Here is a 15470-nt window from a genome sequence, read left to right as displayed (position 1 = left end):
CACACTTTCTTTAGACAGATTCACAACTTTCATCAATGATCCCGATTACTGCAGCGTCTACAGGAATAGCATCATCTTCTAACATACGTCTGGCTGCTGATCCTGTGGTAATGATCACTCGATCTCCTATGCCTGCACCGATCACATCACAGACAATCATTCGTTCGCCATCTCTAGACCCTCCAGAAATCTCTGCAAGCATTAATTTGAGTCCATTTAACCTTTCTGATTTTCGTGTCGCCCAGATTGTATCCATCAATTTTGCGGTTACCATAAGCGATCATTTTCCTTTTTTTTAATCTCTTCCATTGCAGCAATAACTGAAGCGGTATCCCCAAAGATAGCTAACAAAATCATATTTTGTGGGCAACTACCTCGTATATCTTCCACAGTGACTCCAACGGCCTTTTCAGCAATATCTGCTGCACAAACCATTTCGATTAATTTTCCTTGAACTAATCCTACGGCGTCAGGAATTCCTAGATTATCTTTAGATCCTCTTCGACGGTTTAAAATAGCCAATGTTCCTTCGCCAGGCGTCTTGATAATACGACAATCCATTTTGATTCCTCCTTAATATAAAAGCGTAGCAGGCTCGTTTAGCTTCGACTGAAAAATAGGAAAAACTAACTGAGGTGCTTTTTACCTCATTTAGTTTTTATCTTTTTTCCGAGAAGCTAGCCTGCGTAGCTAGATATGGTAACAACGTTCCGCTTCGCTTCACCTTGTACTTTTCAACATCAGTTCTTTTCGTTCACTGTGTTTCAAAGCAAAACAAATCGCTTAATCCTGTAAAAAATTAGGAAATTAGCATTGAAACGTTTTTTGTTTCACTGACGATTTGTCTATTTTCATAAGGATTAATTTGTGTAGTTCGCTATGTTAAGACTTTATCGGTACAGCTTATGGCAATTCCTAAAGGCGTCACAAACATTGGATTCGTTGGTTTGTACGTTGGAATTCCTGTCGCTTTTTCAATAATTGTTTCAATATTTTTGAGACAAGCGGTGCCACCTACTAAATAAATCCCTTCAACATTATATCCTTGTGTTTGTTGAATGATGATCGAAGAAATTTTCTCGATGACTGGTTTTAAAGTAGGCAAAAGCTCCTCATGATTCTTTCCATTTCGTTTATAGGTTTCAGCTGCTTCAAATGGGAATTTATACGCCCCGGCAATCACTAAAGATAAATGTGTACCGCCTGTCGCTTCATCTGCAACTTTGACTACATGTCCATTTTCCACAATAGAAATTCCAGTCGTTCCACCGCCAATATCGACAACTGCGCCATCTGTTATATTCAATAATTGATTCGCAGCAGTTGGTTCATCCAGTAGATTGGTCAATTCAAACCCTGCGCTTTGTACCACATTTTTAATTGCGCCACCATCTAATTCATCTGTCCCAGGCGGTAAAGAAGCCGCAGCATAAACTAACTCTGTCTTTAATGTTTGTTCTAATTCTTCTTTTAGCTCTCGAACCAGTTCAACTGCCCCAATATAATCAACAACCATACCGTCACGAACAACATCTGCATATCGGTAGGCACCTGCTACAGGTTTACGATTTTCATCTAACACCGCTAAAACAACACAAGCCGTTCCTAAATCAATACCCGTATAGTAGATTTTTGACTCTTGTCTTTTTGGTTTTTTTATGACTTTTTCGAACGCTGCAACAAATTCATTACAGTCTTTCATTGATTGTCTTTTCATCTGTTTCTCCTAGTAATTGTTTCTTTAGTTCAAGAATCGATCGACTGGCCTTTACTAGTAGGGGACCATACTGAGGATACTCGCTTTGAATTAAACGTATGATGCCATAGATTTTCTTTAACTTGATTAGCAATACCCCTTGCTCACTAAAAATATGGACCGTTTCTAATCGAAATTCTTCTACTTCATTTAAAGGAGTCTCATTATCCATTGGTTCATTCCCTAAAGAGTGCATCAGCATTTTTTCTAAATCGATGATTTTTTGACTGATGCTCAGTTGCTGCTTCATAGCGAATAGCGCTGCTTCTAGCAGTTCTGCTGATAACACTTCTTTGTAACCATCTAATGAAGTAAGTGCCTGTTTCGTTGCGTTCGTTTTCTCCTGCAACTCTGTTTCTGACAGTATTTGAATTTTTTTATCTAAAAGAAATTGCTTTGCTCCAGGTGTGAGCCGTACATGATCTTTTAAACAAAATTCCTTAAATGCTTTTTTTTGAAAATTCATTCTGAGTTCGTTTTCCGTCACAAAATGCATTAAAAACCACCTCTTAACAACCTCTTATATAGTTGTTCTAACTCTTCCAAACTTGGTTTTCTAGGATTTGTGACCGTACATTTATCTTCCATTGCTTTTGCTGCCATTTCTGGGATTGCTACTAAAAATGCTTCTTCTTTTATTCCATGATCTGTGATCAATGGCGAGATTTCTAATTGTTTCAATTGACGATTCACTCCGTTGATCATCGCATGAACCGTTGCTTTTGGCGTTCCTGATTGAAATCCTAAACTAGTAGCAATGCTTTGATATGTGGCTAAACTTGGAATTTCCTTTTCTAGTTCCAAACCAGCGTTATAGCGAATAACATGCGGTAACAGCAGTGCATTGGCTCTACCATGCGGTATATGAAATTTCCCACCTAACGCATGTGCTAAACTATGACAAATTCCTAGTGAAGCTTCACTAAAAGCCATACCAGCCAAACAAGAAGCATTGTGGACTTCTTCTCGAAGTGTTATATTTTCGCCATCATGAACGACTGAAACTAAGTCTTTCCAAATAATCTTCATGGCTTTTTCACTAAGTGCATCTGTAAAATCAGTTGCATTTGTTGACGCCAAAGCTTCCATACAGTGAGTAAATACATCAAAACCAGTATCGGCTGTCACATTTTTAGGTACACTAACCGTTAATACAGGATCCAAAATGGCTAAATCTGGAACCATCTGCTCATCCACTAAAGCATATTTACTTTCGTTTTTCGGGTCAGAAATTACGGCAAACGACGTTACTTCACTGCCTGTACCACTTGTTGTTGGGATACAGATAAGTTGAATCGATCTATTTTTTTCAGCTGTCGTATACATATGACGAATGACTTTAGCCGCATCCATTGCAGAACCGCCACCTAACGCAATGATTCCGTCAGGAGTAAAATCAATGGCTGCTAGCAGTCCATTTGTCACAACATCAATTGTTGGATCAGGGATAATCTCTGAAAAAATACTACAGCAACTGTCGCTATCATGGACTAACTGTTCGACTTGTCTAGCAGTTCCATTTTTGACCATAAATGGATCACAGATGATCAAAACTCTTTTAAGAGAGAGAGACTGGATAGTCGACAATGCGTTTGCTCCTGTAATAATTTTTGTTCCCATTTTAAACTGTTTCAACATTTAAATTCCTCCTTTCACCTAATTTTTTCAGCAAACACCCTTATTTCTTCATTATCTAAATCGAGAAAAACCTGCTGTGTTGTACAGCCAATTTCTTCTAGTATCTTTTTTGCCATTTGTTGTTGCGCTATTCTGTTTTCTTTTGTTTCATAAATTGCTACACCTATCACAGGAACTCGAAGCACATGTGCAAAGTTCGGAGGATATGTCTTTTTGCTACTTGGAATTGGTACTAAAAAGAGCACTTTGCTTGCGTTTTGTTGTAATGAAATAATGTGTTTGTGCATCCATGGACTTTCAAGATACGCACTTGGAACAATAATTGTTTCATCCGTATAAGAGATATTCGCGACTTTTCGAATCGGTCGATTGGTATGTTCAATTGCTTCAGCAATCAGAATATTGTGTTTTTGATTAGGCCCAACAATTAGAATCCGTTTTTTCATGTTTTACTCACTGGAACAATGTCATAATTCAACTTTTCTTTTAAAATTGTGACAACGGCTTTTAATGCGACTTCCACACTTTGAACATCTCCACTAAGCAAAACAGATCCCGTAAATCGATCTAAAAATCCAACGTCAACACCAGCACTTTTCCCAGCAACATCAGCGGCAATAATTGCTGCTTCCACAGGCGAAATCGTTAAAATCCCGATTGCTCCTTGCGCTTCGATCCCTAATGATTCATAAACCTCTGGAATTGGTGATGCAATAACATGTGCTAGTGTCACTTGTTTGCCGGGAACAGATTCTTCAATAACTCGTCTTGGAGCGTCTTCTTCCATTTTCATGACACATCCTTTCTAATGACGAACAACTCGAACAGGGAACGCATATTCTTTGATCCAACCTTCAATCCGATCTAACTCTTCCTCAGATAATGAAGGATCACCAGCTACTGGATATTCCATGCCTAACTGCCCGTATTTATTCACCCCTAGTTTATGATAAGGAAGTAAATCAATTCCTAAAAAGTTTGGATAGTCTTTATATGGAAGTAAAAAATCAATAATCTGTTGAATCTCTTCACGGCTATCATTAATCATTTTCAACATTGGCATCCGGATTTGAACTTGATGTCCGGTTTCTAAAACCTCTTTTAGGTTTTTTAGAATTTTTTCGTTACTAATACCTGTTAATTCATTATGGCGAACAGAATTCATATGTTTTAAATCAAACAAAAACAAGTTGACATATTCGGCTATTTTCATTAATCGATCCATTCTGGAATGACCACAGGTTTCAATCGCGGTATTGATCCCATCCGCCCGACAAGCCTGTAATAAAGCTAAGGCTGCTTCTGGTTGCGCTGTACATTCACCACCACTAAGCGTAACGCCGCCACCAGACTGTTCATAAAACGCATCATCTTCATGAATCACTTCCATCAATTCAGAAATCGTCTTGATCTCACCCGTAATATTTAGAGCGGCCATTGGGCAAACGTCCACGCACGCGCGACAGCCATTACAGGCAATGTCGCGGCGTACTTGATGCTGATCATTCTCGTCCATATAATGAATTCCCATCGGACAGACTTCCACACACGCACGACAATCACTACAGACGCTCTCTTTATACATTACTTCAAATTTGCGCTCAAGCCCTTCTGGATTTGCACACCATTGACAACGCAGTGGACAGCCCTTGAAAAATACGATTGTACGAATACCTGGACCATCGTATAGACTATATTTTTGTACATTAAAGATCATCGCTTGCCGTTCGATTGTCGTTGTGTTTTGAGTCGTCATTTTTCCATCTCCTGCTCTTAAAACTTCGTTAACATTGTTCGGCTGATGATTTCATCTTGAACATCCTGACATAATTCAACGAAAAAGGCACTATAGCCTGCTACTCTAACGATTAAATCACGGTACTGCTCAGGGTGTCTTTGCGCTTCTAACAATGTTTCATTATCTAAATAGTTAAATTGCATTTCGCCATTTCCCAAAATACTTGCTGTTTTTAATAGCGTAATCAAACTTTCTTCGCCTTCAGGTGTATCCAATAAGCCTGACATGATCTTAAAGTTATGCACCATTCCCATATTCATCGTATCATTTGCCATTTTGGAAATAGATTTCACAATAGCAGTTGGGCCTTTAAAGTCAGCACCTTGTGACGGGCTAATACCATCCGATAATGGAATCCACGCTTTTCGTCCATTTGCCGAAGCACCTGTCATTTGACCAAGTGGTGTATTATTTGAAATCGATAATGTTCCATGACATAGTTCTGAATATAATGTTTTGTATTGACGGTGTTCTGCTTCTGTAAAGTGGATCAACTCTGCTGCAATTAAATCAGCGTAGTCATCGTCATTACCGTATTTTGGTGCGTTCAGGCAATCTGTACGAATTTGGTCATAGCCAACAAAATCAGCTTTTAACGCACGATTTAATTCTTCTAATGTGTATTTTTTTTCATCGAAAACGAGTTTTTTGATTGCTGCCATTGAGTCTGCATACGTAGCTAAACCAGACCAAACAACTCCTGGTCCAAAATTATACATCGCCCCGCCTTCTGCAACATCTTTACCACTTTCCATACAGCCTTCATACATCAAGGACATTAATGGTTTCGGTGCTAAGTCACGATGCACTCTTTGTGTAATGACTGTTGCAACCGATGACCATTTCGTAACATATTTGATCTGCTCTTTAACGGCTTCTTCAAATTGTTCATAGGTCTGATATTGAGAAATATCACCTAAATCTGGACAAACTTCTTTGCCATACCATAAAGGAACACCACGATTTAAAGCTAGTTCAATACAGATTGGCCATTGTGTATAGGCAGTTGACGTCCATTGATATAAACGACCTGATTTTTGCGGCTCAACACACCCCATTAAACAATAATCACGAGCATCCTCGATCGATACGCCTTTTGCCAACATCATTTTGATATGCGTATCATCAAAGTGACAAGCAGGGAAACCAATTCCCGCCCGTACAACGTCTACTATTTTTTTCAAGTATTCACGTGGTGAGCGATTATGGATACGACAAGCTAATGATGGTTGATAAACTTTTACATGTCGAACTGCATCCATCAATAGATACGTTAATTCGTTAGTAGCATCATGCCCTTCACGAGTCACACCACCCACACACATATTTACGAATGGTTGGTAACCAGCAAAGAATTTAGAACCACCTTCACTTGTGATCCACATCATTTCAGACATTTTGATCAGCATACAACCTGCTAATTCAAAGGCTTCAAATTCATTCATTTTCCCTTTTTCTAAATCATTTTTGAAAAATGGATACATGTATTGATCCACCCGTCCAATTGACATGCCTGTTTGGTTTTCTTCCACCACAAGCAATGACTCAATCGTCCATACTGCTTGGATTGCTTCCCAGAATGTTTCTGGTTTATTTGCTGGTACTTTTGCATTTATTTCAGAGATTTTTTGTAATTCTGCTTTTCGTTTTGGATTTGTTTCTTTTTGGGCTAATTGAGCAGCATATTCAGACATCCGACGTGCGTAAATCATCACACCCTCAGTAGTATCGATTAATGATTTATAAAAGTAGATTTTTTGAATATCATCAGGATTTTCATAGTTCAGTTTTTCTAAATGTTCTTTGGCTTCTTTTTGAATATCCAGCATCCCTTTTTTCATCAAAATGACATCGTACCCTGGATTGGAGTCGCCACCACCATTTAGCTGATGATACGAACAGTCTGAAACAAAAGACTCTCCTGATAATTCCCAAACACCTGCTTCACGGAATTGATCTTCACAATATTCATCGATCGATCTCCCTTTCCAAAACGGAAACAGTTCTTCACGCATGATTTTTTTATCTTCATCTGAAATATAGAATGGATCTTGGGGACGACTTGAAATGGTTTCGATTTCCTCTTCCATCCAGCGCCAAGCGATATCAGGGGAGAATGCACCCGCACGTGGCGCTCCGTTCGGTGCTCCTACGATCAATTCATTCTCTTGAATAACTAGTGGTGCTGTTTCGCAACATCGTTTAAATGATTTTGCACGTAAAACATTTTTAGGCATTCCTGGATTTTCTTTTGCAAATTCAGTGATCACTCTCGCACGATGTGTTGTGATCGTAGGTTTTTGCGTTAGGTAATTTTTCTTTAACGCATCTAAACGAGTGGTGATCCCATTTGGAATGGTAGAATCATTGTCTGCTGCAAACCCGCCACTCGTTGAGTTAGTACTTGTTGTATCCTCTGCAACGGTTGCAAACATCTTCATCAAGGCTGTGCGTTCTTCTGAACTTAACTCTTTTGTCGCTTCAGCTAATTTTGCCGAAAATTCTTTAATGTCCATTTTATTCCCTCACTTTACAACAATTTATTTTTCCATTATTTTTTGTAAGATTTTTTCTAAAGCGGCTGTTTCTATGTTTACGTCTGGTTCATTTGTTCTATCTTCAATAATTCCATCGAGTGGATAGCTGATTTCTCGAATATACGTTAAATCTTTAGCCGTAATATTTTTGGCACTGATCCCTTTCCCCGCTGTAAAACCACCCAGAATAACGGATACAGGTAAAGTCGATTCCAATCCTATACTTGCTCTAGTCGCTGGAGCATTCACTATCATCCGTCCAACAGGTTTCTTTAAGGCAAATTCTCTCAATACTGACTTATTATGAGAATGGATCGCTAACGTATGCCCATTATTTTTTTCCTTTAATAACCGAATCGATTTTTCGCAAGCATGCATCCAATCAGGTTCTAAATAAAAGGCTAATACCGGACACTTCATTTCATTGGCAAATGGGTCTTCGTCGTGCATATAAGCCTGTTCTGAAACGAGCACTTTAGTTGTTGAAGTAACACATATATTTGCCTCTTTGGCCAGCCATTTGGCATCTTTCCCTACACAAGTTGGATTGATTTGGTTATTTTTAGGCTGCAAAAGTGCTAGTAAGTTTTCTTCTTCTTCTTTTGATAAAAAATGTGCCCCGTATTCCTGCAACAATGTTCTAACTTCAGAAGCGATGACGTCTTCAACAATTAGGTACTGTTCTGCAGCTGGAAGTAAACCACAATCATACGAACGACTATCCACGATTGCCTTCACAGCTTTTTTAACCTCTGCTGAACGTTCAATAAAAACAGGTGTGGCACCAGATCCGCCATAAATGACTGGCTGTTGGTAATTGGCTGCGTTGATATAATTTTGATTACCAATAGCTAAAATCATTGAACTATGCGGACTCGTTACTATTTCCTTTACTCCATTTTCTGTGACAGAACGGATGCATGCTAGACATCCTTTTGGTAACCCATTTCGTTCACAAATCTCTTTGACTTTTTGAAAAACGAGCTGTGTTGTTTTTTGAGACTTCCCATGTGGAATAAGTACCATTGCATTTCCTGATTTTATTCCGATCGTTAAACTATAAAGAGTATTTAAGGTCGCGTTTTCGGCTGGTAATAAAACTGGGATCACGCCTAATGGAACCCCGACTTGTAGAATATTCCCCGCTGAATCTTCTACACTATTTCCAACACAAACCTGCTGATCCAGCTCTTCGGATAACGCTTTCATTAATTCAACAATCAATTGTTGTTTATCGTTGTACTTTCCCATATTTGTTTCTTCTATTTCACTTGCCAAAAATCGACTAATTTCAGGCTCAATCTCTTTAAAGAGCTGATTGACAATTTTATCAAGATTCTTTTGCTCATATTCTTTCAATAAATGTTGGGCATCTCGTGCCGTTTCAACTAAAATACGTGCCTCTTGAATTGATAATAGATCTTCATCTACATATTGCATCTATACTGCATCTCCCTCCTCAACAGGTAAAAGATTACTTAATTGATAACGATCGATCATTTTATTTAAATCCCCATGAGGACTTGCGATTACAACTGAGCTGTAGACTTTTGCACCTAATTTCTCCACAGCTGAAATGCCCGCTTCAACAGCGGACTGACATGCCGCAACGTCTCCTTGTACGATGACAGAAATATATCCTGAGGCAACATTCTCATACCCGACCAACTCAACATTCGCAGCCTTGCACATTGCATCACAAGCCTCCAGAACAAAGACTAAGCCAAAAGTCTCAATTGCGCCTATTGCTTCATACGTCTTCACTTCTCTTCCTCCTTATACTAACCATCAATATCATGAACCGAGACAATATCACCCACATAAGAAATTGGTCGTGGCATCACATTATGTGCTGTCAAATTACCGATTTCCTCTGCTGCTTTAGCGCCTGCTGCAACTGACGCTTCAACCGCCGCAATATCCCCTTTGATCATGACTGTTACTAAAGTAGAGCCTATATTTTCGTAAGAAATCAGTTCGACATTGGCAGCCTTTAACATTTCATCCGCAGCTTTTAATGCTGGAACAAGTCCAATTGTTTCTACTAATCCTAAAGCTTCTTCGCCACGATACCTCAAAGCGTTTCCCCCTTACACTAAACGATATTTTTTATCAATATATTTATCGACGGTTGCAATACCATCACTTGTAATTTTGTAGTAAATAACTAATTTGTCATTGTCATCTAAATCATAGGTCGTCAATTCCACTAATCCATTGGCCTCAAGTGCCATCATATGTTCTAAATACAATTTCTCGTTAAACTGTTTTTCTGACCCATACTGTGGCTCTAATTTCTCCATGATTTGAACAACATCTGTCTCTTTTTGATCATACATTTGATTTAAAACAGCTGTTCTACTAGGCAAAAGCATATTATCCTTCCCCCTTTTTAAATAAATCTAACGGATTCATTGTTACTAAAATTGCACCGATCACAATAATAATTGAACCAATCACCATCGTTGGCGTTAATGCCTGTCCTAGGAAAATAACACTAAACAGTACACCCCAAAATGCATACGTTACATTCAATGACATGCCGATTGCTGTACCCACCATTGCATTGGCTTTGTACCATGATAAAAATGACACAGCAGCACTTAATCCTGATAAAACTAACCATAAGACTGGCGTTACCGCAGCTAAAGTACCAAATAGTAAATTAAAGGCACCGACAGCTGGCACAATGAAGATCAACACAACAAGACCTGAGATCAATTGACGTAAATTAACGGCAACATCTGTATCGATCATCGCACCACCGAAACTTGAAAAGACTCCTTCTAAGCCCCAAGCAATCGCTGCAATAAGAGCGCAGATAATTCCTAGTGTAAAATTAGGCGCTCCTTCTGGTTTCACTAAGTTGATCGTGATAGCTCCTGCTACGACAACGACCATTCCCAATACAATACGTGCAGTTGGTTTTTGCTTTAGAAATATCCAAGAAAATAAAGCACCAAACAAACTACATGTAGCGGAAATAGGAATCGCATATGCTCCAGCCATGGCTAAACCAACTAGATAAGCACCATTTGCAATTGGTCCACCTAAAAGAAAACCAATCACTAATAATTTACCAGGCTTCGTATGAAGGGTTCTCGTTAATTCTTTTAATCTGCCTTGTTTTGCGTTATAAAACAACAGAAATATCCCGGCAAACAAATCATTCAAGCCAGAGCAGACAAATGGTGCTGCTAGAAATCCTGCTGCACTTATTAATGGGTCATAACCACTCGCAACAACAACGAGTGTCGAATAAATACCATATGTGATCCCTGAAATAATACCATTACTGATCCCTTTTACTCGGAATCCCTTTTTAGCGTCTTCCATCTTAACGTCCGCACTCACACAAGAAATATTTTTTCCAGTTTCCATGTTTCGTTCCCCTTACTCGTTATTTTTAATTATCTATTTGGTAGAATTGTTTCAACTTCACTATGTGGTCGTGGAATAACATGGACTGACAATAGTTCGCCGACACGTTCTGCCGCCGCTGCACCTGCGTCTGTTGCTGCTTTAACTGCACCAACATCTCCTCTAACCATTACAGTCACAATACCGCCACCAACAAACTCTTTTCCAATTAGTGAAACATTTGCCGCTTTTACCATCGCATCTGCTGCTTCGATCGATCCGATCATTCCTCTTGTTTCTACCATTCCCAATGCATCATGTTTCATGTTTTTCTTCCTCTCACTTCTAATTTAAAAAACGCTTTCTTTTTGACAAAATCATCATATTGGATGACCCTAAGGGCGTAGTCAATCTATTTTTTATTTTTTTTTGTGTATATAACACAGAATCATCTGTACTAATACAATACTAATTCTTAATTGGACTGTCTAATTGAGAATCAACGCTTAAAACTGCACTATATTTTATCTCTAATTCAGCTTGATAATTATTCTCATTCTAATTCTTTCTTTTAATACCATTTTTCAAGTAGTACACGTCATGATCAATTATTCACATAAAGAAGTACTTGCAATTCTCCAGTTGTTTATTTTTTGTCTCTATTGACTGCATCATTTTGCCAATAATAACGTCATCTATTAACATAAGCTATATAAAACAATATATTAACTGGCGTTTAATAACATAAAAAAAGCTTCCCCTATAGGGGAAGCTTTGAAGGAGTTTACATAGAAAAAGAAGTAACAATCTGACTAGATTATTACTCCTATCTCATTCAATGCTGAATCTTTTCAGTTGGTATCAATAGTTCAACAACAAAATTATCAACATTCATTGTTGACCAATAATCAATGACGTACCGTTGAAAAACTTCATTTTTACATTGGTAATGGTTCTCTTTTGCCCACGCTTTCATTTTCTTGTACTGTTGACCAATGTTGGCCAGGTCACCGATATGATAGCTAGATAGAAACATTTGTCCGCCAATCGTCCGCTTTGGCATATTCGTATTTTGTGCGCTGATCGGCTTTTGCATGATCATCATTTTTGAACAATGAAAATCATCTTCACCACAATCCTCAAAACGTAAAATAACTGGCCCCGTAATTGTGCAATTCTGTTCTTCTAAATAATTTACCCAAGGAATATTGATTACTGCATCCATATAGTTTTGACTAAATTTTTGCTCTAAAAATACATAGCTTTCTTGCTCAAAATATTTGACATTTACACTTTGTATTCTATTTTCGCTAGCTAGAGTTCCTTCTCTGATCAAACCTAGCCAATCGGAAACAGCCGTAAAACTATCATAAATTCTTTGCTCTTCAATCTTTAGTTCTTCAAGCTTCGTCAAAAACATCGTTTCATGGTAAAAGTAGTCCCCAGAGTGTTGAACCCCTTTCATTTCCTGTAATTTAAAGCCCATTTGTTTATAGTATTTAATTACTGGAATGCTGTTCATTGTTTCTTCCGTATAATACCGATAGCCATTTTCCAAACATACATGATCCGGTTTCAATAATCCCAATTGCTCATAAAAACGTAACGTTTTGCGGGAAACATTACATACTTTCGCAACTTCACCAATAGAGTACATTTGATTCGTCTTTTTCGATAGTTTCGTATTATTCATTAGACATCTCCATTACTCGCAGCCACTTATATTATTGAGAATATCTGCACAATTGTCAAGTGAATTTCCAACTTATCTTTGTTTTATTTTTTTATAAAATAACATCCGCTATATAATGCTACGACTATTCTTGTTTTATATTTTCCTGATTTCATTCATAACACAAGACTATTGGGTTAACAGATTTGAAGAGCGGAACAAAACTAAAAAACAGTTTTGTTCCGCTCTTCAAATCTTAATAAATAGCTATCATAAAACAGTTTCTTTGAAAATAGACACTCTTTTCTAAAACTTTTTTTATTTTTTTAGTATTTATAATTTACTTTTAAAATAACATCAATTCGTGTCGATTGCTGAATGATTCATCAACCGATTGATATGAACCCCTAAATAGACAATTTCATTTTCTGGTATTTGTGTATGGTAGGTTTGATCAATATAGTTTTTTACTTTGGTTGCACTCTCCATTGCAACCGGATAGAGCGACCACATTTGGCGATACAATTCATCTTCTTTTTCTTGAAGAAGTGCGTTGGTAAAAAAACGATCCACAAAAAAGCGAACATGGGTAATAAAACGTGAATAATGAACTGAATTTGTATCGATTTCTTGTCCTAGCGAATATCTTACCATATTAACGATTGTTCCAACTAATTTGGCCTTTTTTAAGCCATCTTGATCTTCCAGATTACCTGATTGCGCATTGATTAAGTGAAAAGCAATATTAGATGCCTCTTCATTTGGCAGTTCAATTTGATGTTTTGTCTTCATTTGTTCCAGCGCAACCTCACCGATATGAAATTCTTTTGGATAATAATTCTTGATCTCCCAATATAAACGATTTGAAATGTTTAATCCTTTTTCACTCCGTTCAACAGCAAAATGCAAGTGATCTGACAGCGTTAAATAGATGCTAGTATTCAATTTATAAGACAGTTCTTCCTCTGCAATTGTGACAATTTCTTTCGTTATTTCAAAAAATTCCATTGGAATTTCAGCCACTAGCTCAGCAAATTGAGAAGACTTTTTCGCTTCTATCGGTAAAAAAATCTTATCAACAGAAGAATCAGAAATAATGTCACCGATTTTCTTGTCATATCCAATCCCTTTACCCAACGTAATCATCTCTTGCCCTTCTTTTTCAACAAGGACAACACTTGAATTCAATACTTTTTTCACCACAATCATCAAGATCAACTCCTTGCTTCCTACTCCAGTAAACTGGCACCATTTGTTGCAATCACTTCTTGGTACCAATCAAAAGAATCTTTTTTTGAACGGTCATAAGTGCCATTCCCTTCATCATCTGCGTCCACATAAATAAAGCCATAACGTTTTGACATTTGTGACGTCCCTGCACTTACTAAATCGATTGGTGCCCAGCTCGTGTAGCCAATTAAATCGACCCCTTCATCGATTGCTTCTTTCATTTGCTTAAAGTGTTCTTTAAAATATTCTACTCGATACGGATCATGAATTGCGCCATCTTCCACGACATCGACTGATCCCATGCCATTTTCCACAATCATTAATGGTACATTATAACGATCATATAATTCGATCAATGCGATTTTCAGTCCTTTGGGATCGATTTGCCAGCCCCAATCAGTTGATGGTAAATACGGATTTTTTACGCCTAAAACCGTATTTCCTGGTGTTCGTTCCGCATTTGGATCACCAGATTCTGCCATCGACATATAATAACTAAAGGATAGAAAATCAACTGTATTTTCTCTTAAAATTTGCCGTTCTTCAGCTGTTATTTCGATAGTGATTCCTTTGTTTTTTAATGTTGCTTCAATCATTTTAGGGTATTCACCCTTAACTTGTACATCTGCATAAAAATTATTTTCAAGGTTTTTCTTTAAGGTTAATTCTACATCGATTGGTGCACACGTTAAAGGATATGTCATTAATTTTGTTAGCATACACCCAACTTTATTGTTAGAATTTTTTTCATGTGCCACTTTTGTAACCAACGCACTGGCAACAAATTGATGATGTAATGCCTGATAAATCTCTTGTTCTTCTTTTCCAGGTGTACACTTATCTGGTACGATTCCAGCTGTTGTAAAAGGGTGTCGGTGAATACTGTCGATCTCGTTAAATGTTAACCAATACTCTACGTACTCTCCAAATTCTTCAAAACAAACAGTTGCAAATCGAACAAAGTCATCAATTACTCGACGGTTGACCCAGCCATTATACTTTAAACTAAGAGCTAATGGCATCTCATAGTGTGACAATGTGACGATTGGTTTGATCCCAAGACGTTTCATCTCTTTGAATACTTCTTTATAAAACGCAATTCCTTTTTCATTTGGGTATTCTTCCTCACCAGTAGGGAAAAGTCTAGTCCAAGCAATCGATAAGCGTAATGTCTTAAAACCTAGTTCACTAAATAAAGCCAAATCTTCTTTATAACGGTGGTAAAAATCAATGCCTCGACGTTTAGGATACCATTTATCCGTTTTATCTGCTATCGCAGCTTTTATCGTTTCTGTAGAAATATCCATGTGAGCGGCATAATCTTTATTATCAACATCTGGCTTATAACTTGCGATATCCGCTACAGATAAGCCCTTACCATCAAGGTTCCAGCCTCCTTCTACCTGATTTGCAGCGATTGCACCGCCCCATAAAAAATCGTTTGGAAATGTCTTCGTATTTTGCATAATATCCTCCTAA

General features: G+C 37.8%; 18 protein-coding genes. All 18 read right to left on the bottom strand.

From position 1 onward, the window contains the following. Positions 1-10: 10 nt before the first annotated feature. On the bottom strand, positions 11-274 hold the full coding sequence (locus I586_RS09365) for a EutN/CcmL family microcompartment protein (protein WP_010765380.1): 264 nt from the start codon (positions 272-274) through the stop codon (positions 11-13). Beyond that, the gene (locus I586_RS09360) at positions 268-561 is read right to left on the bottom strand and encodes a BMC domain-containing protein (protein ID WP_010765381.1); all 294 of its coding nucleotides are present in this window, start codon (positions 559-561) and stop codon (positions 268-270) included. Before I586_RS09360 ends, I586_RS09365 begins: the two co-directional genes overlap by 7 nt. A 316-nt stretch (positions 562-877) precedes the next feature. Next, a complete protein-coding gene (gene eutJ / locus I586_RS09355) occupies positions 878-1717 on the bottom strand; it encodes an ethanolamine utilization protein EutJ (protein WP_010765382.1) in 840 nt (279 codons plus the stop codon). Beyond that, positions 1689-2252 carry a hypothetical protein gene (locus I586_RS09350; RefSeq protein ID WP_010765383.1) on the bottom strand — a complete coding sequence of 188 codons (564 nt, stop codon included), beginning with the start codon at positions 2250-2252 and terminating at the stop codon, positions 1689-1691. The genes eutJ and I586_RS09350 overlap by 29 nt, the downstream gene beginning before the upstream one ends. Next, complete coding sequence (locus I586_RS09345) at positions 2252-3394, bottom strand: 1-propanol dehydrogenase PduQ (protein ID WP_010765384.1); 1143 nt, start codon at positions 3392-3394, stop codon at positions 2252-2254. The genes I586_RS09350 and I586_RS09345 overlap by 1 nt, the downstream gene beginning before the upstream one ends. Positions 3395-3408: 14 nt before the next feature. Next, the gene (locus tag I586_RS09340) at positions 3409-3840 is read right to left on the bottom strand and encodes a EutP/PduV family microcompartment system protein (RefSeq protein ID WP_010765385.1); all 432 of its coding nucleotides are present in this window, start codon (positions 3838-3840) and stop codon (positions 3409-3411) included. Then, positions 3837-4181: a BMC domain-containing protein gene (locus I586_RS09335; protein WP_034702141.1), complete on the bottom strand. Its 345-nt coding sequence runs from the start codon at positions 4179-4181 to the stop codon at positions 3837-3839. Before I586_RS09335 ends, I586_RS09340 begins: the two co-directional genes overlap by 4 nt. Before the next feature lie 18 nt (positions 4182-4199). Then, positions 4200-5150 (bottom strand): choline TMA-lyase-activating enzyme, encoded by a 951-nt coding sequence (gene cutD / locus I586_RS09330; protein ID WP_010765387.1) that lies wholly within the window; start codon positions 5148-5150, stop codon positions 4200-4202. Positions 5151-5167: 17 nt separating this feature from the next. Continuing rightward, positions 5168-7708: a choline trimethylamine-lyase gene (gene cutC, locus I586_RS09325; RefSeq protein WP_010765388.1), complete on the bottom strand. Its 2541-nt coding sequence runs from the start codon at positions 7706-7708 to the stop codon at positions 5168-5170. A gap of 24 nt (positions 7709-7732) precedes the next feature. Further along, positions 7733-9169 carry an aldehyde dehydrogenase family protein gene (locus tag I586_RS09320; RefSeq protein WP_010765389.1) on the bottom strand — a complete coding sequence of 479 codons (1437 nt, stop codon included), beginning with the start codon at positions 9167-9169 and terminating at the stop codon, positions 7733-7735. Further along, positions 9170-9493: a BMC domain-containing protein gene (locus tag I586_RS09315; RefSeq protein WP_010765390.1), complete on the bottom strand. Its 324-nt coding sequence runs from the start codon at positions 9491-9493 to the stop codon at positions 9170-9172. It abuts the gene before it with no gap. A 17-nt stretch (positions 9494-9510) separates the two neighbouring features. Further along, positions 9511-9807, bottom strand: coding sequence for a BMC domain-containing protein (locus I586_RS09310; protein ID WP_010765391.1), 297 nt, complete (start codon positions 9805-9807; stop codon positions 9511-9513). A 12-nt stretch (positions 9808-9819) separates the two neighbouring features. Further along, positions 9820-10104 carry a hypothetical protein gene (locus tag I586_RS09305; RefSeq protein ID WP_010765392.1) on the bottom strand — a complete coding sequence of 95 codons (285 nt, stop codon included), beginning with the start codon at positions 10102-10104 and terminating at the stop codon, positions 9820-9822. A 1-nt stretch (position 10105) separates the two neighbouring features. After that, positions 10106-11110 carry a DMT family transporter gene (locus tag I586_RS09300; protein WP_010765393.1) on the bottom strand — a complete coding sequence of 335 codons (1005 nt, stop codon included), beginning with the start codon at positions 11108-11110 and terminating at the stop codon, positions 10106-10108. Between the two features lie 29 nt (positions 11111-11139). Next, entirely contained in the window at positions 11140-11415 is a 276-nt protein-coding gene (locus tag I586_RS09295; protein ID WP_010765394.1) for a BMC domain-containing protein, read from the bottom strand. Between the two features lie 509 nt (positions 11416-11924). Continuing rightward, entirely contained in the window at positions 11925-12782 is an 858-nt protein-coding gene (locus I586_RS09290; RefSeq protein ID WP_010765395.1) for a MerR family transcriptional regulator, read from the bottom strand. A gap of 336 nt (positions 12783-13118) precedes the next feature. Beyond that, a complete protein-coding gene (locus tag I586_RS09285; protein WP_010765396.1) occupies positions 13119-13970 on the bottom strand; it encodes a PRD domain-containing protein in 852 nt (283 codons plus the stop codon). A gap of 20 nt (positions 13971-13990) precedes the next feature. Continuing rightward, entirely contained in the window at positions 13991-15457 is a 1467-nt protein-coding gene (locus tag I586_RS09280) for a glycoside hydrolase family 1 protein (RefSeq protein ID WP_010765397.1), read from the bottom strand. Positions 15458-15470: the final 13 nt, after the last annotated feature.

Source organism: Enterococcus moraviensis ATCC BAA-383 (assembly GCF_000407445.1).
Taxonomy (GTDB): domain Bacteria; phylum Bacillota; class Bacilli; order Lactobacillales; family Enterococcaceae; genus Enterococcus_L; species Enterococcus_L moraviensis.
This window is presented reverse-complemented; position numbering and strand designations above follow the sequence as displayed.